This is a genomic window from Streptomyces sp. NPDC006294, assembly GCF_042870895.1.
In the GTDB taxonomy this organism is placed as follows: Bacteria; Actinomycetota; Actinomycetes; order Streptomycetales; family Streptomycetaceae; genus Streptomyces.
On record NZ_JBIAHV010000011.1, the window covers coordinates 37,426 to 55,673 of the forward strand.

The window sequence follows — 18,248 nt, forward strand, 5'->3', positions numbered from 1 at the left end:
ATGTCCCCCGCCGGCCGAAGGGCACCGGGGAGAAGGACGCCGAACGGGGTGAGGACCGCCCCGTACGGCTTCCTCCTGCCGGCCGTCGTGCTCTTCGCCCTGTTCTTCGCGCTGCCCGTCGGATACGCGCTCTGGCTCAGCCTGCACAAGGTCGACGTCCAGGGCCTCGGCCTGGGCAAGAACGCCCGGACCGAGGTCTGGGCGGGCCTGGAGAACTACACCGCCGCCCTCACCGACTCCGAACTCGGACACGGCGCCCTGCGCGTCCTCGGCTACGGGGCGATCGTCGTCCCCGTCATGCTGGGCCTCGCCCTGCTGTTCGCGCTGCTCCTGGACACCGAGCGGGTCCGGGCGCGGTCCTTCTCCCGGCTCACGATCTTCCTGCCGTACGCCATCCCCGGCGTGGTCGCCGCGCTGCTGTGGGGCTTTCTGTACCTGCCGGACGTCAGCCCCTTCCACCACGTCCTCGAACTGCTGGGGCTGCCGCGGCCCGACCTGCTCGACGGCGGACCGCTCTTCGTGGCCCTGGCCAACATCGCGGTCTGGGGCGGCACCGGCTTCAACATGATCGTGATCTACACCTCGCTGCGGTCCATCCCCGCGGAGGTGTACGAGGCGGCGAAGCTCGACGGCGCGACGCCGCTGCAGATCGCCCTGCGGATCAAGATCCCGATGGTGGTGCCCGCGCTGGTGCTGACCTTCTTCTTCTCGGTCATCGCCACCCTGCAGGTCTTCAGCGAGCCCACCACGCTCAAGCCGCTGACCAACGGCATCTCCACCACCTGGAGTCCGCTGATGAAGGTCTACCACGACGCCTTCGTGGCGGGGAACGTCTACGCGGCCTCGGCCACCGCCGTGGTCCTCGCCGCCGCGACGTTCGTCCTCTCCTTCTCCCTGCTGCGGGCCTCCGACTCCCGTGCCAAGCGCCAAGGAACCCGATGAGCACGTCCACCCTCTCCGTACGGCGCCGCCGGACCGCCCCGGCCGCCGGCACCACCCCCGGCGCCTCCCAGGGACCGCCGCCCGGCCGCCGGATCGCCCTGCTGCCCACCGCGGCGCTGCTGCTCGGCGCGCTGTACTGCCTGCTGCCGGTCGCCTGGGTCCTGGTCGCCTCCACCAAGTCCGGCGCCGAACTCTTCTCCACCTTCACCTTCCTGCCCGGCAGCGGCTTCGGCGACAACGTCAGCGACCTCGACGCCTACCGCGACGGCATCTACTGGCGCTGGATGGCCAACTCCGGCCTCTACGCGGGCCTGGGCGCCGTGCTCTCCACGATCGTCTCCGCCGTCTCCGGGTACGCCCTCGCCGTCTACCGCTTCCGCGGCCGGGAGGCCCTGTTCAACGTGCTGCTCGCCGGCGTGCTCATGCCGCCGGTCATCCTCGCCATCCCCCAGTACCTGCTGATGGCGAAGGCCGACATGACGGACTCGTATCTGTCCGTGCTGCTGCCGCTGATCCTCTCCCCGTACGGCGTCTACCTCGGGCGGATCTACGCCCAGGCGGCCATCCCCATGGAGCTCGTCGAGGCGGGCCGGATGGACGGGGCCGGAGAGTGGCGGATCTTCCTCCGGGTGGGCGTCCCCATGATGGCGCCGGGCCTGGTGACGATCTTCCTCTTCCAGTTCGTGGCGATCTGGAACAACTTCCTGCTGCCGTACATCATGCTCAGCGACGACGAGAAGTTCCCCATGACCGTGGGCCTGTTCACCCTGCTCGCCCAGGGCAGCAGCACACCCGCCCTCTACACGCTGGTGATCACCGGCGCACTGCTCGCCATTGTCCCGCTCATCGCGCTCTTCCTGGTCATCCAGCGGTTCTGGAGCCTGGACCTGCTGTCCGGAGCCGTAAAGTCTTGACCGCAGGGGAAGGAGGGGACACACCATGAACCGCGGCCCAGACGGCAAACGCCGGCCGGTGACCATCCACGACGTGGCACGCGAGGCCGGAGTGTCGCGCGGAACGGTCTCCCGGGTGCTCAACGGCGGGCACTACGTCAGCCCGGCCTCGCAGACGGCCGTCAACAACGCGATCCGCAGGACCGGTTACGTCGTCAACCGGCACGCCCGGTCGCTGATCACCGGCAAGTCCGACTCGGTGGCCTTCCTGCTGACCGAACCCCAGGAGCGCTTCTTCGAGGACCCCAACTTCAACGTCCTGCTGCGCTCCTGCACCCAGGCGCTCGCCGCGCAGGACATCCCGCTGCTGCTGATGATCGCCGGCAGCGAGGACGAACGGCGCCGCAACCTGCGGTACATCGAGGCCGGCCACGTGGACGGGGTGCTGCTGGTCTCCAGCCACTCCGGCGACCCGGTGGCCGGGGAGCTGCAGGCCGCGGGCGTGCCCGTGGTCGCCTGCGGCAAACCCATCGGCCAGCAGGCCAAGGTCAGTTACGTGGCGGCCGACGACCGGGAGGGGGCCCGCGACATGGTCCGCTACCTCCACGCGTCCGGCCGCCGGCGGATCGCCACGGTCTCCGGCCCCCTGGACACGCCCGGCGGTGTCGAGCGCCTCGCCGGCTACCGCGAGACGCTGGCCGAATGCGGGCTGCCCGACGACGAGTCGCTGATCGCGACGGGCGACTACAGCAGGGCGAGCGGCGAACAGGCCGCCGAACTCCTCCTGGACCGCGCCCCGGACCTCGACGCGGTGTTCGTGGCCTCGGACCTGATGGCCCAGGGCGTCCTCGACACACTGAGCCGCGCCGGTCGCTCGGTGCCGGAGGACGTGGCGGTGGGCGGCTTCGACGACTCCCCCGCCGCCCTGTCGACCCGCCCCCGCCTCACCACGATCCGCCAGCCGTGGGACCGGATCAGCCGGGAGATGGTGCGCATGCTCCTGGCCCGCATAGGCGGCGACGACCCGGCGGCCGTCATCCTCCCGACCGAACTGGTACGCCGGGACTCGGCCTGACGGGTCGGTCGGGGCGGGGGGTACGACCTGCGCCGCCCGCCGGTGCGTGTCTCCCCGGTCATTTTTGATCAGCTGGGGGCCTGGCGTCGAAGGCGGCCGGGTTGTTGTCGCGGCGGTGGTTGTTCCGGGGAGGGGACGAGTAGTGCGGACGGCGTTCGACGGGTCCGGGCGGCGGGTGTGGGCGGGGCAGGCCGTTGCCGGGACGCCGGGCCGAAGACGAAGCGGGCCCGGCCGGCCGTGGTGTTCGGGCAGGACCCGCCGGCACCCGCGTCCCGAGAATCCCGGGGCGCCCCGATGGCTGCGGGGGCTGGCAGCCCGAACCCCGAAGGGTGCAGCTCCGGCTCCGGGGCAGCGGAATACTCGGCTGCAACTGAGCCCGGCCCGCTCATAGGATCGTCGTTCGAGGCGCTGACACGGCGCCCTGCAGACCGTTGGCACTCAACGGGCCGAGGATGCGTGACGCAATGAGCAGCCGACTCTTCGCAATCTCCTTCGACGCGCACCGGCCCGAGCGCCTAGCCCATTTCTGGTCCGGCGTCCTGGGCTTGGAGAGAGCCGACGATTCTCACGACGGCGTCGCCCTGCTGTCCGGAAATGACGCCGGCTACCGCCTCGGCTTTCGTCCCTCCCAAACGCAGAAGGCCGCCGAGAACCGGCTGCACTTCGACCTGACCAGCTCCTCCCTGGAGGACCAGCAGGAGACCGTGGCCAGGGCGCTCGACCTCGGTGGGCAGCACGCTGACGTCGGCCAGGGACCGGACGCGTCCCATGTGGTCCTCGCCGACCCTGAGGGCAACGAGTTCTGTGTCATCGAGCCGGGCAACAACTTCCTCGCCGGCTGCGGCTTCATCGGAGCGCTCGCCTGCGATGGTTCGCAGACCGTGGGCTACTTCTGGAGCGAGGCGCTGGGTTGGCCGCTGGTCTGGGACCAGGACGAGGAGACCGCCATCCAGTCACCGGACGGCGGTACGAAGATCACGTGGGGTGGTCCGCCGCTCATGCCGGACCCCGGCAAGGACCTGCACTTCGACCTCGCACCGGACGACGATCAGCAAGCGGAGGTCGAGCGGCTGCTCTCCCTCGGGGCGAAGCGTCTCGACTCCGCACACGGCGGGGACGGCGCAGTGCTGCTGGCCGACCCCGACGGCAACGAGTTCCGCGTGCTCACGCGCCGGTGAAGCGGGAGCCGCGGCAGCCGGTCGTCCTGCCGCGAGGAGCGCAGCAGAGAGTCGGGCAGGCCTACACCGACACCATCGCCACGTATCAGCGGGTGTGGCTGAAGCTGAAGGAGTCGGCAGTGTTCGGGGCCCATGCCCAGCACCTGATCGTCCAGGCGCGACGGGGGCTCGCCCTGCCGTGACACGGCAGGTCTGCCCCCACCGGCTCCCGCCCCGGCGCCCTGTCAGTGCCGGCGTGAGCCCGCCCGGGCGCGGAGGGCGTCGACCAGGCGGCGGCCGACGGCCACGGTCGAGATGCCGTGCGGTCCCCGCCCGAGGCGGGAGGGCGGACGGGGCCGGCGGCGGCGCGGCGCGATCCCGTGCCGCCGTATGCCGCGGACGATGGTGCTCAGTTTCGTTGACATCGAGTGAGCTCCTTCCGGATCGGTGCCGCAGGGCCCTTCCGCACACGCCCACCGTTTGCCCCGTGCAGCGCGCGGTATGCCCGCAACGCTCGCCGGCCGAGGCGCGGCGCTCAAGGCCGTACAGGATGATGTCCGGGGCGAGGCGGACGTACGGAAGGGCTGCGCATGGTGGCGGTGGACGGGTTCGTGGATCTGCTGGATCCCCCCGTGTACGTCGTGACGGCGGCGGCGGACGGGGAGCGGGCGGGCTGCCTGGTCGGCTTCGCCTCGCAGTGCTCGCTGAGCCCGGTCCGGTTCGCGGTGTGGCTCTCCAAGGTGAACCACACGTACCGCGTGGCGTGCCGGGCGTCGTTCCTCGGCGTGCACCTGCTGGGCCGCGAACAGCACGGCCTGGCCCGGTTGTTCGGGGAGGAGACCGGTGACCGGGTGGACAAGTTCGCCCGGGCGTGCTGGGACCCCGGGGCGGAGGGCGTGCCCGTGCTCGGCGACGCCCGCGCCTGGTTCGTCGGCAGGATCGAGGACCGGGCCGACTGGGGGGACCACGTCGGGTTCGCGCTGACGCCCGTGGACGGAGGGGCCCGCTCCCGGCCGCGCGGATCGGTGCTCACGCTCCGCGACGTCATCGATCTGAGCCCCGGCCATCCGGCGCCCTGAGCCGGGCGCACTCGGGAGCCAGGGTGGACTTCCCCGCCGAGCAGCGGCTGCCGCTGACCCTGACCGGGCGCACTCGGGAGTCAGCCCACCGCCGGGTGCGGCAGTTCGCCGTCCGCGCAGAGCGGGACGAAGTCCTGTACGAAGTCCGCGCCCGCCCCGACCAGACGGCGCCCGCAGGCTCTACGTCACGGAGAACGGCTCCGCCTACCCGGACACGGTCCGCGCCGACGGCACCGTCGACGACCCGGAGCGCGCCCGCTGTCTGGAGGAGCACCTCGCCGCCTGCGCCCGCGCCGCCGGCAAGGGCGCGCCGCTGGCCGGCTACTTCGCCTGGTCGCTGCTGGACAACTTCGAGTGGGCGTACGGCTACGACAAGCGTTTCGGCCTGGTCCACGTCGACTACGCGACCCAGCGCCGCACGATCAAGGGCAGCGGCCGGCACTACGCGGACCTGATCCGCGCCCATGGAGCGGCCCGGTCGGGGCAGGCCGCCTGACCGTCCGCGCAGGGCCCGCCGGGGCCGCGGCCGCTCACCCGGCCGCGGCCCCGGCCGGGCGCCCTCCGCCGCCGCACACGGCGCAGCGTTCCCGAGCCGGTCGGCCGTGGACCTGCCAGAGTGTCGGTGGAGGAGTCCGTGCCGTCCGTGGAACCGGGCGCGGACACGGCGTCGAAGAGGGTGGTTCCTGTGACCTCGGGTTCGTCCGGCGGCGCGCCGCCGAGCGGTGTCCGACCGCACGGAGCAGGCGACCTCTCGCCCGCACAGCGGTGGCAGGCGCTGGCCGTCTGTCTGATGGCCGGGTTCATGACCCTGCTGGACGTGTCGATCGTCAATGTGGCGCTGCCGTCCATCCGTGAGGGGCTCGACGCGCCCGAGTCCGTTCTGCAGTGGGTGCTGTCGGGGTATGCGCTGGCCTTCGGTCTGGTGCTGGTCCCGGCCGGGCGGCTGGGCGACGCGCGGGGACGGCGTGCGGTGTTCATGCTGGGGCTAGCCCTGTTCACCCTCGCCTCCGCCGCCTGCGGCGCCGCCCAGTCCGGCACCTGGCTGGTCGTCGCCCGGGTGGCGCAAGGTCTGGCGGGCGGCCTGATCACCCCGCAGATCTCGGCGCTGATCCAGCAGATGTTCTCCGGCCCGGAACGCGGCCGCGCCTTCGGCGTCTTCGGTACCGTCGTCGGCATCTCCACGGCGATCGGCCCCCTGCTGGGCGGCCTGCTGATCCATCTCGCCGGCGCCCAGGAGGGCTGGCGCTGGGTGTTCTACGTGAATCTCCCGCTCGGCGCGGTCTGCCTGGTCCTGGCCAGGCGGCTGCTGCCGGACACCCCTTCGGCGGGCCGGATCACCGTGCGCCGGCTCGATCCCGTCGGGGTCCTGCTGCTCGGTGCCGGGCTGCTGACCCTGTTGCTGCCGTTCGTCCAGGCGCACCAGTGGGAGGGGTCCTGGAAGTGGCTCCTGATCGTCCCCTCCGCGCTGCTGCTCGTGGGCTTCGCGCTCTGGGAGCGCCGCTGGCAGCGCCGTGACGGCGAACCGCTGCTGGACCTGTCGCTGTTCCGGGTCCGCAGCTACTGGCTGGGCTGTCTGCTCATCCTCTTCTACTTCGCCGGGTTCACCTCGATCTTCTTCGTCGCCACGCTCTATCTCCAGAGCGGTCTGGGCTACAGCGCGCTGCTGGCCGGGGCCGCGATCACACCGTTCGCCGTCGGCTCGGGGCTCTCCGCGGGGGTGGGGGGCCGGCTGGTGAGCCGCTACGGCAGGCCGCTGATCACCGTCGGGCTGACGATGGTCGCGCTGGGGCTCGGCGGGACCGCGCTCGCCGTGGTGCTGGTCACCGGCCGCGGGGCGGGCTGGGCCATGGCCGGTCCGCTGCTGATCGCCGGCCTGGGCAGCGGCCTGGTGATCGCGCCCAATCAGACGCTGACCCTGGATCAGGTCCCGGTGCCTTCCGCGGGCAGCGCCGCCGGCACGCTGCAGACCGCTCAGCGCGTCGGCTCCGCCGTGGGGATCGCCGCCGTCGGGGCGGTGTTCTTCGCCCACCTCGGTCGGGGCGACTGGTCCTCCGCCTTCGACGCGGGTCTCCTCGTGTCCGTCGCCTTCGTCGTCGCCGCCCTGGTCATCTCACTGGCCGATGTCGTCGGACGCAGACTGCGTCCGCGGCCGGCCGAGGCGCAGGCGCCCGACCGGGGCCACGGGAAACGCCGCCACGGCGTGTCGGGGGCCTGATCAGGGGGCCGTGGTCTCCGCGACGACCAGGTCGGTCACCGCTTTCAGGCCGCCTTCGGCCAGTGCCCGCCGCTGCCGGTCGGCCGGTGTGCCCTGCCGCAGCAGCCGGTGCACCAGCGACACCACCTCCCGGCTGTCGCCGGCGGCGTCCAGCGCGGGCGCGATGTGCTCCATGAGCAGGGCGACGACGTCGCCGGCGCTTCTGCGCTCCCCCGTCGCGGTGATCAGATGACCGTTCAGCCCGTGCCGGGCGGCCTGCCAGTTCGCCGCCTGCGCCACCTCCGGCGGCCCGGCGACCAGCGGCGTACCCGCTTCGGCCTCCTGGATCGCGACGGTGACCAGCGCGCGTACGATGCCGGCGAACATGACCGCGTCGTCGGCCCGCAGCTGCACGTCGGCGCAGCGCACCTCGACGGTCGGGAAGCGGTCGGAGAGCCGGGCCTGCCAGTACAGCTGCCCGGTGTCGGAGATGATGCCGCTGGAGCGCAGTGTCGCGATGCGCTCGTCGTGGTCCGCGAGGTCGCGGAAGACCGGCGGCGGCCCGCTGACGGGCCAGCGGCCGAAGATCACGGTGCGCCAGCTGGCGAATCCGGTGTCCCGGCCGTCCCACAGCGGCGAGTTCGCGGACATGGCGACCAGGACGGGCAGCCAGCCGCGCAGCCTGTTCAGGACGGCCACCCCGGTTTCCCTGGACGGCACCCCCGCATGCACATGCATCCCGTTGACCAGGTGCTCTGCGACGAGTTGCGGAGCCTGCGCCCGCATGGCGCGATACCGCGGCTGCTCGGTCACCAGCGCCGACACGGCGCCCCGCAGCGGCGGCGTGGCACAGGCCGCGAGCCGGCACCCGTTCGCCTCCGCGGCCGCGCCGACGGCGTGCCGCATCCGCAGCAGGTTCCCGCCGACCTCCTCGAGGTCCGCGCAGACCGGCGTGACCAGCTCCACCTGGACCTGCAGCAGCTCCGACCGCAGTTCCTCCTCGTCGACGCCCGGCGCCAGACCGGCGGCCGCGCGCACCCGGTCCGCCAGCGGCACCGGCACCCCGGTCTCCGGATCGAGCAGCAGAAATTCCTCTTCCACCCCTAGGGTGACCGGTTCCATGGGCCCAGTCTCACGGGCCGGGCCGCGCGAAGCGCGCAGGACACAGGACCGTCGCCCGAAAAGGCCCCGCCGGCCGCCGGTGGGCGCCGGCCGGACGCGGGGGGCGGAAACCGCCGCCCACCCGTATGGCGGCCACGAAGGCGTGCCGGACGCGCGCTGTCTCCGTGACCGGGCGGCCATGCGGTATTCCTGGCTGGAAACCGCAGGGAGGTGCATCGACCACACGTACCGCGGTCCGGCCGCCGTGCCGCCGCCCGCTCCGCCGCCCTTCGACGCGGCGCATGTCCGTACGCGCCGAGTCCGGCGGCTGTGCACCTTCATCCTGTGGGAGTTCCCAATGCGCGTGATGCTCGTCCATCCGAGCGCCCTGATGTACTCGGAGATCTTTCTGCGACTCGAACCGCTGGGGCTGGAACGGGTGGCGGCGGCGGCGCGGGCCGCCGGGCACGAGGTCCGGGTGGTGGACCTCCAGGTGCTGTCTCATGACCTGCTCGAACGGGAGATGCGCTCCTTCGCACCCGAGGCGCTGGGAATCTCGCTCAACTACCTGGCGAACATCCCCGAGGCGATCGACATCGCCCGGCAGGTCAAGTCCGCCTCCCCCGGATGCTTCGTCTTCTTCGGCGGCCACAGCGTCTCCTTCATCGCGGAGCACGTACTGGAACAGGCCGAGGGGGCGGTCGACGCGATCGTGCGCGGCGAGGGCGAGCCGGCCGTCGCGCCGCTGCTCGAAGCGGCGCGCGACGGGGGCCTGGCGACCGTGCCGGGCGTGGTGTGCGCGGACGGCCGCGGACCCGCGCCCCGCCTGCTGGACACCCTCGACGACCTGCCGCCCGCACGGGACCTCATGCGCCGGCGCAACCGCTACTTCATCGGGGAGCTCGACCCCTGCGCCTCCATCGAGTTCACCCGCGGCTGCCCGTGGGACTGCTCCTTCTGCTCCGCCTGGACGTTCTACGGGCGCAGTTACCGCAAGGCATCGCCGGAGGCCGCCGCGGAGGAGATGGCGACCATCCGGGAGCCCAACGTCTTCATCGTCGACGACGTCGCCTTCATCCGGCCCGAGCACGGCCACGGCATCGCCGCCGAACTGGAGCGCCGGAAGATCCGCAAGCAGTACTACCTGGAGACCCGGAGCGACGTCCTCCTGCGCAACGAGGAGGTCTTCGAACGCTGGACCAGGCTCGGACTGCGGTACATGTTCCTCGGCATGGAGGCCATCGACGCGGAGGGGCTGGACCTCTACCGGAAGCGGGTCAGCCCGGACGAGAACTTCCGCGCCCTGGAAGCCGCCCGCCGCATGGGGATCATGGTGGCGATCAACCTGATCGTGGACCCGGCGTGGGACGAGGAACAGTTCCGTCTGGTGCGGGAGTTCGCCCTCTCCGTGCCGGAGATCGTGCATCTCACGGTGATGACGCCGTATCCGGGCACGGAGATCTGGCACACGGAGGCACGGCAGCTCACCACCCGTGACTACCGGCTCTTCGACATCCAGCACGCGGTCGTCCCGACCAAGCTCCCGCTCGAGGTCTTCTACCGGGAACTCGTGCGCACCCAGGGCGTACTGAACCGCAAGCACCTCGGTCTGCGCACCGCCGTCGGGGCGATGGGCATCCTGGGGCGCAATCTGCTGCGCGGCCAGACGAACTTCGCCCGCATGCTGTGGAAGTTCGGCCGCGTCTACAACGCCGACCGCCAGATGGCCGACCACCGCCGGCCCGTCCGCTACGAACTGCCGCTGCCCACGCACCGCGCCTCCACGCCGCAGCGTCAGGACCTGTACATCCACACCAAGCCGCAGTCGACGCGGCGCCGGGAGGCCGACCCCGAGCCCGACGGGGTGTGACGGCATGAGCGGGGGGAGGCGGCCGGGTTACCCGGCGGCCGCCGGGGTGTTCGCCGTCGGGATGGCCGGGACCACGCTGCCCACGCCGCTGTACGGGCGGTACCAGGAGCAGATCGGCTTCTCCGAGCTGATGGTGACCGTCGTCTTCGCCGTGTACGCCGTCGCCGTCATCCTGGTGCTGCTGCTGGCGGGGAACTACTCGGACACCGCCGGCCGCCGGCCCGTCCTGCTGTGCGCCTTGGCCCTGTCGGCCGGGAGCGCCGGATGCTTCCTGCTGCAGAGCGGTCTGCCGCTGCTGTTCGCGGGTCGGCTGCTGTCCGGCGGCGCGGCCGGACTGCTGAGCGGCGCGGCGACGGCGGCCGTGATCGAACTCGCCGGCCCCCGGCACAAGGAGCGGGCCGCGTTCGCCGCCACCGCGGCGAACATGGGCGGGCTGGGCTGCGGTCCGCTGCTCTCGGGCCTCGTCGCGCAGTACACGCCGTGGCCGCTGACGCTGCCGTTCTGGATCCATCTCGTGCTGGTCGCGGTGGCCGCGGTGGTGGCCTGGTTCCTGCCGGAGACCGTGGCGGTGACACGCCGGTGGCCGCCGCCGGCGCCGCAGGGGGTCACGGTGCCGCCCGAGGTCAAGGGCGTGTTCGCGCCGGCCTCGGTCGCGGCGTTCGCCGGTTTCGCGCTGCTCGGTCTGTTCACGGCGGTCGCGCCGAGCTTCACGTCGCGGACGCTGGGGGTGCACAACCTCGCGGTGTCGGGCGCGGTCGTCTTCTGCGTGTTCCTGGCGTCGACGCTGGGGCAGTACGGGACCGGGCGGATCGGCGCGCGACGGGCGCTGCCCGTGGGGTGCGGCGTCCTCGTCGCCGGGCTGCTGCTGGTGGCGTCGTCACTGATCGCCGAGTCGCTGCCGCTGCTGGTCGCGGGCGCCCTGTGCGGCGGCGGGGGCCAGGGCCTGGCGTTCCGCGCGGCACTGACCCTCATCAGCGGCGCGGCTCCTGCGCGGCACCGCGGCGGGACCATCTCGGCGTTCTTCGTCGTCGCCTACGCCGGGATCTCGGTGCCGGTGGTCGGCGTCGGCGCCCTGGCGACCTGGCTCGGGCTGCGTCCCGCCGGGCTGATCTTCACCGGGTTCGTCCTGGTGCTGGCGTCGTGCGCGGGAGTGTACGCGGCGCGCCGACCGCCGGCCGGGGCGTGACCGCGGCGGGTGCCGCGGCATCCGCGTGCCACGGCGGGCGGCGCCCTGCCCGCGGCACGTCAACGCGCCGCTGACACACACCTTTTCGAGCGTTTCACACTCGAAACGCCTTGATGTCTCCTTGGCGCACAAGGTCAGCGACCAGCAGGATCGTCGACGCACTGGAAGGCCACGCCCAGGCAGCGGCCGAAGTCCCGCAGTCCCTCGACGCGTTCGCACGCCGCTCCGGCCAGTACGCCGCCGAGTGCGCACGCGCACCCCATCAGGGCGCCCGTCTTACCCTCCGCCATGTCCAGGTACTCGTCCACGCCCACTCGGCCGCGCGTCTCGAAAGCGATGTCCTGGCTCTGACCGGCCATCAGCCGGCCCAGCATCGCCAGGACCTCGCGCAGCGCCACGTCCGTGGCCGGCCGGGCGCCGCCGCCAGCGTGCGCATGGCGCCCACCAGCAGGGCGTCACCGGCCAGCACCGCGGCCGGGGTGCCGTAGACGGTCCAGGCGGCGGGCCGGTGCCGGCGCAGCGGGTCGCCGTCGATCACATCGTCGTGCAGCAGCGAGAAGTCGTGGATGAGCTCCACCGCCACGGCTCCGGGAACGGCGCACTCGGCGGAGCCGCCGACCGCACGGGCCGCGAGGAACACCAGGGCCGGCCGTACCGCCTTCCCACCGGCCTCGGCGCCCGCCGGTGACGGCAGCGGACTGCCGTCCGCCTCGTGCCACCCGCGGTGGTACCCGGCGATACGGCGCTCCGGCCCCGGCAGTTCTCGCACGGCGTCCCTCAGCACGGGGGCCACTCGGGTGCGGGCTGCGCGGAGGAAGCCCTCCACCGACGTGGTCACGTCCGTCGTCGTCACCGTCATTCCCGCCATGCCCCACCTCCGGCTCCGAGGGCGAACTGGACTGTATTACTTGCCCATTGACGGGTCGCACACCCGTGGCGATCTCGTTGGCACCCCATATGTCCCAGCTAAACGAGCGATCACGCTCCGTGTCGGTCCTGGCGCCGGTACGCCTTGAGAATCACCTCCGCGGGGGAAGTAGACAGATCTGTGGGTTATCCATTCGTCCCTTCGCCACCCGGGCCGCGGCGACCGCGGTCTGCGTCCGCACCGGTGAACCTCGCTCCGCCTGCACGCGGCCGAGCGGCGGCGTACCGCTGCGGCTGATTTCCTGAACACCTCAGCCGAAGACATCAAGGACACCAAGGACACCAAGGAGCACCGTCGTGTCGTCACAGCGTCCGGAGATCTCGTACACAGTGCCGGGGATGAGCACGCAGGACAGCAGGCAGATCATCTCGCTGCTGCAGATGCGCCTGCACTCCCTCAACGATCTCCACCTCACGTTGAAGCACATCCACTGGAACGTCGTCGGACCGCACTTCATCGCGGTGCACGAGATGATCGACCCGCAGGTCGACCAGGTCCGCGACATGACGGACGACCTCGCCGAGCGGATCTCCACCCTCGGCGGCGAGCCCAACGGCACCCCGGGGGCGCTGGTCGACGAGCGCTCCTGAACGACTACTCGATCGGCCGTGCGGAGTCGATCGAGCACCTCGGCGCGCTGGACCTCGTCTACTCGTCGGTCATCAAGGACCATCGCGAGGCCATGCAGGCAACCGAGACGTCCGACCCGGTCACGCAGGACATGCTCATCGAGCAGCTTCGCTCGCTGGAGCTGTTCCAGTGGTTCGTCCGCGCCCACCTCGAGTCCAGCGGCGGCAAGCTCAGCACACGCGGCGCCACCACCGAGACCGCCGCCGCCGGCCAGGCCGCCGACCAGGCTCGCGACCAGCCCTGACCCGTGCGACGGCCCGCCCCGTCCGCGTCGCGCGGGTGCACGCCGTTCCCGGGACCGGTCCGCCACGCGCGGGGCGGGCGTGAGCGCGGCGGCGGGCGTGAGCGCGGCGGCGGATCTCGTGAGGCAGACTGAATCCATGGGCGACCTCAGTGCCCCGGAGGCACCATCACGGCGGTTCCCCCGGGGACCGGAGAGCGTGGCGGAGGCCCGGCGGTTCGTGCGGGACGCTCTCGCCGGCGTCGCGCCGGACGTCGTGGACACCGCTCAGCTCCTGGTCAGCGAACTCGTGACCAACGCCGTGCTCCACGCCCGCACGGAGACCGAGGTGTCGGCCGGCGCCGACGGCGGCACGGTCCGCGTACGGGTGAGGGACCTGCGGCCGGACCGCGGCCTGGTGCCGAACGAGTGCCCTCCGTACGCCGGCACGGGACAGGGCCTGGCCCTCGTCGAACGGCTGGCGTCCCGGTGCGGCGTCGACACGGACGACGAGGCCAAGACCGTGTGGTTCGAGCTGCGGCCCGACGGGGCGCAGCCGGAACCGAACGGCTGGCAGCCCGTCGCACCGGCCTCCGGCGCCGAAGAGACCGTGACGCTGGTCGACGTGCCGGCAGCGCTGTACGCCGCCTCCCAGCAGCACCGGCACACGCTGCTGCGCGAGCTCACCCTGGCGGCGGCCACCGGAACCGGCCCCGGGGTCTCGCCGGAGGACCTCGCGGCCGCCCAGGACATGAGCAACGTGATCAGCGCCTGTGTGACGAGCGCGCTGCGGGAGCAGGCCGCGGAGGCGGAGATCCGCTCGCTGCCCCTGTCCATGCCGCCGGACGCCGGCCCCGCGGTGCAGGCGCTGCGGAGGGTTCTGGACCGGGCGGAGGAGTCGGCCCGTGACGAGCGCCTGCTGACGCTGCCGGCGCTGCCGCGCAGCCGCGTCTTCCACCAGTGGCTCTTCGACCAGGTCGTCGACCAGCTCGGCGGCGCGCATCCCACCGCCTGGACGGTGGTGCCCAGGGAGCCGGGCGCCGGCCCCTCCGAGCTGGTGCCGTGGGACCCGAGCCAGGTGCGGGTCAGCCGGAATCCGACGATCGCCGCCGACGAGCGGAACCGGGTCATCGCGGTGAACGGACCGGCCGCGGACCTGCTCGGCTGGCCCGCGGACGATCTCGTCGGACTGCCGCTGACCACGCTCATCCCGGAGCACCTGCGCAAGCGCCACATCACGGCGTTCACGTCCCTGCTGCTCAGCGGGCAGCCCCGGATCCTGGGCCGCTCCGTCCCGCTGCCCGCGTTGCACCGCGACGGCCGGCTGGTCCCCGTCCGGCTGTTCATCCAGACCCAGGAGACGGCCGACGGCCGTACGGTGTTCGTCGCCCAGCTCTCCCCGAGGGCGGCCGCGCCCGGCCCGTCGCCCCGCCCGCCCGTCCGGGTCCGGCCCGCCGCACCACAGGAATCGGGCGGAGCCCCTGCGCCGGTCCGCGAGGGCGACCGCAGGGCGGACCGCGGCCCGGCGGGCATGTCGGCGTTGGAGCGGCTCACCCTGCTGGCCGACATCGGGACCGCGCTGAGCAACGCCACGGACCTGGACGAGGGCCTGCAGCAGGTGGGCCGGATCCTCACCGACCGGCTGGCCGACTGGTGCGCGGTCGACCTGATCACCGAGGACGCCCAGGTGGAGCGGGTCTGTGTGATCCGCTGCGCCGCCCAGGGTCCGTGGCCGGAGGAGTACGAGGGCCGGCTTCCGCCGGTGTCGGAGACCGCCCGGGGTCCGCTGGCCCGCGCGCTGCGCGGCGCGGGCCCGCTGCTGCTCACCGAGCCTCCGCCGCCCGGTCTGGCCGCGAGCCCACTGGACGCCCACTATCTGGAGCTGTTCCGGAGAATGGGCGCGACCAGCGCCGTCGTCGCCCCGCTCCGGGCCCGCCGGGAGGTCATCGGCGCGCTGACGGTCGCCCGCGGCAGCTCGCAACGGCCGTTCACGGAAGAGGATCTGCCGCTCGTCGACGACCTGGCCCGCGGTCTCGCCCTGGGAACGGACAACGCCCGTCTCTACCAGGAGACGCGGAACATCGCCGAGCGCCTCCAGCGCTCGCTGCTGCCCGTGCTGCCGGAGATCGACCACTTCCAGCTCGCCGCCCGTTACGCGGCCTCCTCCACCACCGCCCAGGTCGGCGGCGACTGGTACGACTGCTTCACCCTGCCCAGCGGGGACACGGCGCTGGTCATCGGCGACGTCACCGGGCACAACCTCGACGCGGCCATCGCCATGAGCCAGCTGCGGAGCATGCTGCGCGGTATCGCCGTGGACCGGCAGGAACCTCCGGAGACGGTCCTGCGCCGCCTCGACATGGCGAACCACAGTCTGTACCGGGAGGCCACCGCCACCTGCATCTACGGCCTGATCAAGGGGCCCGCGGACGGCCCCTGGGAGCTGGTGCACTCCAGCGCGGGGCATCTGCCGCCGCTGCTGATCAGCGAAGACGGCCGCACCCAGTTCCTGGAGGACGGCTCGGGACTGCTGCTCGGGATGGACCCCGACATGCCCCGCCCCAGGGCCAGTGACGCGATCCCGGCCGGTTCGACGGTACTGCTCTACACCGACGGTCTGATCGAGCGCCGCGACGAGTCCCTGAGCCACGCCATGGACCGGCTCCGCCGGCACGCTTCCGACCTGGCCCGCGAACCGCTCGACGTGTTCTGCGACGAACTCCTCATCGGGCTGGGCGCGGACAGCGACGACGACATCGCCGTCCTCGCCGTCCGCTCCACGCCGCCGTCCTGACGGTCCGCCGGACGGCGGCTCGATGCGCCGCGTCCGCCGTCAGACCTCCTTGTCGGGCAGATGCACCTCGGCCGTGTCGGGCCGGTGGTCGGGCAGCGACGAGCGGGCGGTGGACTCCCGGTGCAGCCGCAGGAACTCCAGGTGCCGCTCGTACTGGTCGAGGATGTTGCCGATGAGCTGCTCCTTGCTGTAGCCCATCACGTCGTAGCCCTGGCTGCCGTCGGCGAGGTGCACTTCGAACCGCACATAGGTGTCGTGTTCCGTGATCACCCGGGTGGCGAACGCCGGGGTGGGCACCTCGACCGGCCACAGGCGGTAGATGAAGACCTCGTTCCCGCCCATCGGGACCCGCAGTTCCATGTGCGGGAGGCCGTTCGTCTCGTCGGTCCCCTCGACGATCGACGCCTCCGCGCCCTGCCGGCCGAGCTCAGCGGCGACGTCCTCGAAAGCGGGGTGGCAGACCTCGTCGACGAATCTGACCGCCGTCCGGTGGGTGGGGAAGCTCATCGCCCTGGCCAGGCGGCGGCGCCAGTTCCACTCCGTGCCCCGGCCGGCCTGCACCATCCGCCCGGACAGCGACGACGGCAGGGTGGTGGTCAGCGCGTCCTCCCGCATCCGTTCGATGCGCAGCGCTTTGTAGAGGCCCCAGATGATCAGGAACATCACGAACGAGAACGGCAGACCCATGATGATCGTCGCGTCGGTCAGCGTCGCCACACCTCCGACGAGGAGCATGGCCAGGGTCAGCAGACCGGTCGCCGCCGCCCAGAAGATGCGCACCACGGCCGGCGCGTCGGTGAGCGGTGTGCGCAGATGCGAGCTGAGGTTGCTCATCACCAGCGCGCCGGAGTCGGCCGAGGTGACGTAGAGCAGCAGCCCGACGAAGGTGGCCAGTCCGGCGCTGAACGTGGCGCCGGGGAACTGCGCGAGCAGTTCGTAGAAGCCCTGCTCCGGCGCGTTGGCGGCGGTCTCGCCGAACTCGGCGTTGCCCTCCCGCACCAGCCCGAGCGCGCTGTTGCCGAAGACCGACAGGAAGGTGAGCGTGAAGAGGAACGGGATGATCAGCGTCGCGGCGACGAACTGCCGGATGGTGCGGCCGCGGGAGATCCTCGCCAGGAACAGCCCGACGAACGGCGCCCAGGCGATCCACCAGGCCCAGAAGAACAGCGTCCAGGCATTGAGCCAGTCGGTCGGCTGATCGTAGGCGAAGGTGTTCAGCGTCATCGACGGGAAGCGGCTGACGTAGTCGCCGATGTTGAGGATGAGGCTGTTGAGGATCCCGATCGGGCTGCCGACGAACAGCATGTAGAGCATCAGGATGACGGCGAGCACGACGTTGAGCTCGGACAGCCGTCTGATGCCGCGGTCGACACCGGCGACGGCGGACACCGTCGCCAGGACCACGGCGAGGACGATCAGGCCGATCTGGGCGGCGGTCCCCTGGGGGATGTCGAAGAGGAACGTCAGGCCGTAGTTCAGCTGCACGACGCCGATGCCGAGGGACACGGAGATGCCGAAGACCGTGCCGATGATGGCCGCCAGGTCGACCGCGTCACCGATCCGGCCGTGGATGCGCTTGCCGATGATCGGGTACAGCGCGGACCGGATGGCCAGGGGAAGCCGGTAGCGGAAGGCGAAGTAGCCGAGGGTCATGCCCATCAGCGCGTACATCGCCCAGCCGGTGATGCCGTAGTGGAACAGGGTCCACACGACCGCCTGCCGGGCCGCCTCCACGGTCTGCGGATCACCCTCGGGCGGGGCGAGGTAGTGGCTGACCGGCCCGGCCACGGAGAAGAACATCAGGTCGATGCCGATGCCCGCCGCGAACAGCATGGTGGCCCAGGCGAACAGCCCGTAGTCGGGGGTGGAGTGCTGCGGCCCCAGCTTGATGGCTCCGTACCGGGAAGCGGCCACGAACACGACGAACAGCAGATACAGGGTGGCGGCGAGGAAGTAGTACCAGCCGAACACCGAGGAGATCCAGTCCACCACGACGCCGATGGTGTTCTCGGCGCCCGTCGGCGTGATGATGGCCCAGATCGAGATGGCGAGGATGAGCACGGAAGACCCGAAGAAGACGACGGGCTTGAGCCTGCTCTCCCTCCCCGGGCCGGTGACCGCCGCTGCCGGGTCCTGCGGCTCCGGTACGTTGCCGCTTCCTCCGTCGATCGACACGGTG

At 71.9% G+C, this 18,248-nt stretch carries 15 protein-coding genes and 2 pseudogenes; 12 read left to right on the forward strand and 5 right to left on the reverse strand.

The window, feature by feature from the left end; all coding sequences use genetic code 11:
- From ACFYOP_RS20590 to ACFYOP_RS20610, 5 genes are all read left to right on the forward strand, one after another.
- Positions 1–942, forward strand: a complete 942-nt coding sequence (locus ACFYOP_RS20590) for a sugar ABC transporter permease (RefSeq protein WP_356897974.1) — start codon at positions 1–3, stop codon at positions 940–942.
- Complete coding sequence (locus ACFYOP_RS20595; protein WP_356897944.1) at positions 939–1,856, forward strand: carbohydrate ABC transporter permease; 918 nt, start codon at positions 939–941, stop codon at positions 1,854–1,856. Before ACFYOP_RS20590 ends, ACFYOP_RS20595 begins: the two co-directional genes overlap by 4 nt.
- A gap of 25 nt (positions 1,857–1,881) precedes the next feature.
- Positions 1,882–2,910: a LacI family DNA-binding transcriptional regulator gene (locus ACFYOP_RS20600; protein ID WP_356897943.1), complete on the forward strand. Its 1,029-nt coding sequence runs from the start codon at positions 1,882–1,884 to the stop codon at positions 2,908–2,910.
- A gap of 464 nt (positions 2,911–3,374) precedes the next feature.
- Positions 3,375–4,088, forward strand: a complete 714-nt coding sequence (locus ACFYOP_RS20605; RefSeq protein WP_356897942.1) for a VOC family protein — start codon at positions 3,375–3,377, stop codon at positions 4,086–4,088.
- Positions 4,085–4,270, forward strand: a complete 186-nt coding sequence (locus tag ACFYOP_RS20610) for a hypothetical protein (protein WP_356897941.1) — start codon at positions 4,085–4,087, stop codon at positions 4,268–4,270. Before ACFYOP_RS20605 ends, ACFYOP_RS20610 begins: the two co-directional genes overlap by 4 nt.
- Positions 4,271–4,312: 42 nt before the next feature.
- On the opposite strand, the gene ACFYOP_RS20615 is transcribed toward ACFYOP_RS20610, so the two are convergent.
- Positions 4,313–4,492, reverse strand: coding sequence for a hypothetical protein (locus ACFYOP_RS20615; protein WP_356897940.1), 180 nt, complete (start codon positions 4,490–4,492; stop codon positions 4,313–4,315).
- Between the two features lie 165 nt (positions 4,493–4,657).
- Here ACFYOP_RS20615 and ACFYOP_RS20620 point away from each other — a divergent pair, with 165 nt between their 5' ends.
- From ACFYOP_RS20620 to ACFYOP_RS20630, 3 genes and pseudogenes are all read left to right on the forward strand, one after another.
- The gene (locus ACFYOP_RS20620; protein ID WP_356897939.1) at positions 4,658–5,146 is read left to right on the forward strand and encodes a flavin reductase family protein; all 489 of its coding nucleotides are present in this window, start codon (positions 4,658–4,660) and stop codon (positions 5,144–5,146) included.
- Between the two features lie 166 nt (positions 5,147–5,312).
- A pseudogene (locus ACFYOP_RS20625) lies at positions 5,313–5,642 on the forward strand (family 1 glycosylhydrolase); the annotation flags it as partial.
- Between the two features lie 189 nt (positions 5,643–5,831).
- Complete coding sequence (locus ACFYOP_RS20630; protein WP_388452285.1) at positions 5,832–7,361, forward strand: MFS transporter; 1,530 nt, start codon at positions 5,832–5,834, stop codon at positions 7,359–7,361.
- Here the strand turns inward: ACFYOP_RS20630 and ACFYOP_RS20635 are convergent, their stop codons facing one another.
- A complete protein-coding gene (locus ACFYOP_RS20635) occupies positions 7,362–8,462 on the reverse strand; it encodes a glutamate--cysteine ligase (protein ID WP_356897938.1) in 1,101 nt (366 codons plus the stop codon).
- 337 nt (positions 8,463–8,799) lie between these two features.
- Between ACFYOP_RS20635 and hpnR the strand changes: the two genes are divergently transcribed.
- Both hpnR and ACFYOP_RS20645 read left to right on the forward strand, forming a co-directional pair.
- The gene (gene hpnR, locus ACFYOP_RS20640) at positions 8,800–10,311 is read left to right on the forward strand and encodes a hopanoid C-3 methylase HpnR (RefSeq protein WP_356897937.1); all 1,512 of its coding nucleotides are present in this window, start codon (positions 8,800–8,802) and stop codon (positions 10,309–10,311) included.
- 4 nt (positions 10,312–10,315) lie between these two features.
- Positions 10,316–11,497: an MFS transporter gene (locus tag ACFYOP_RS20645; protein ID WP_356897936.1), complete on the forward strand. Its 1,182-nt coding sequence runs from the start codon at positions 10,316–10,318 to the stop codon at positions 11,495–11,497.
- A 134-nt stretch (positions 11,498–11,631) separates the two neighbouring features.
- Here ACFYOP_RS20645 and ACFYOP_RS20650 read toward each other — a convergent pair whose 3' ends face one another.
- A complete protein-coding gene (locus tag ACFYOP_RS20650; protein WP_388452288.1) occupies positions 11,632–11,856 on the reverse strand; it encodes a polyprenyl synthetase family protein in 225 nt (74 codons plus the stop codon).
- The gene (locus ACFYOP_RS20655; protein ID WP_356897934.1) at positions 11,856–12,365 is read right to left on the reverse strand and encodes a polyprenyl synthetase family protein; all 510 of its coding nucleotides are present in this window, start codon (positions 12,363–12,365) and stop codon (positions 11,856–11,858) included. The genes ACFYOP_RS20650 and ACFYOP_RS20655 overlap by 1 nt, the downstream gene beginning before the upstream one ends.
- 398 nt (positions 12,366–12,763) lie before the next feature.
- On the opposite strand from ACFYOP_RS20655, the pseudogene ACFYOP_RS20660 reads away from it, so the two are divergent.
- Together ACFYOP_RS20660 and ACFYOP_RS20665 are read left to right on the forward strand one after the other, a co-directional pair.
- Positions 12,764–13,299: pseudogene (locus ACFYOP_RS20660) on the forward strand (Dps family protein).
- Positions 13,300–13,435: 136 nt separating this feature from the next.
- On the forward strand, positions 13,436–16,069 hold the full coding sequence (locus ACFYOP_RS20665; protein ID WP_356897933.1) for a SpoIIE family protein phosphatase: 2,634 nt from the start codon (positions 13,436–13,438) through the stop codon (positions 16,067–16,069).
- A 39-nt stretch (positions 16,070–16,108) separates the two neighbouring features.
- Here ACFYOP_RS20665 and betT read toward each other — a convergent pair whose 3' ends face one another.
- A complete protein-coding gene (gene betT / locus ACFYOP_RS20670; RefSeq protein ID WP_356897932.1) occupies positions 16,109–18,244 on the reverse strand; it encodes a choline BCCT transporter BetT in 2,136 nt (711 codons plus the stop codon).
- Positions 18,245–18,248: the final 4 nt, after the last annotated feature.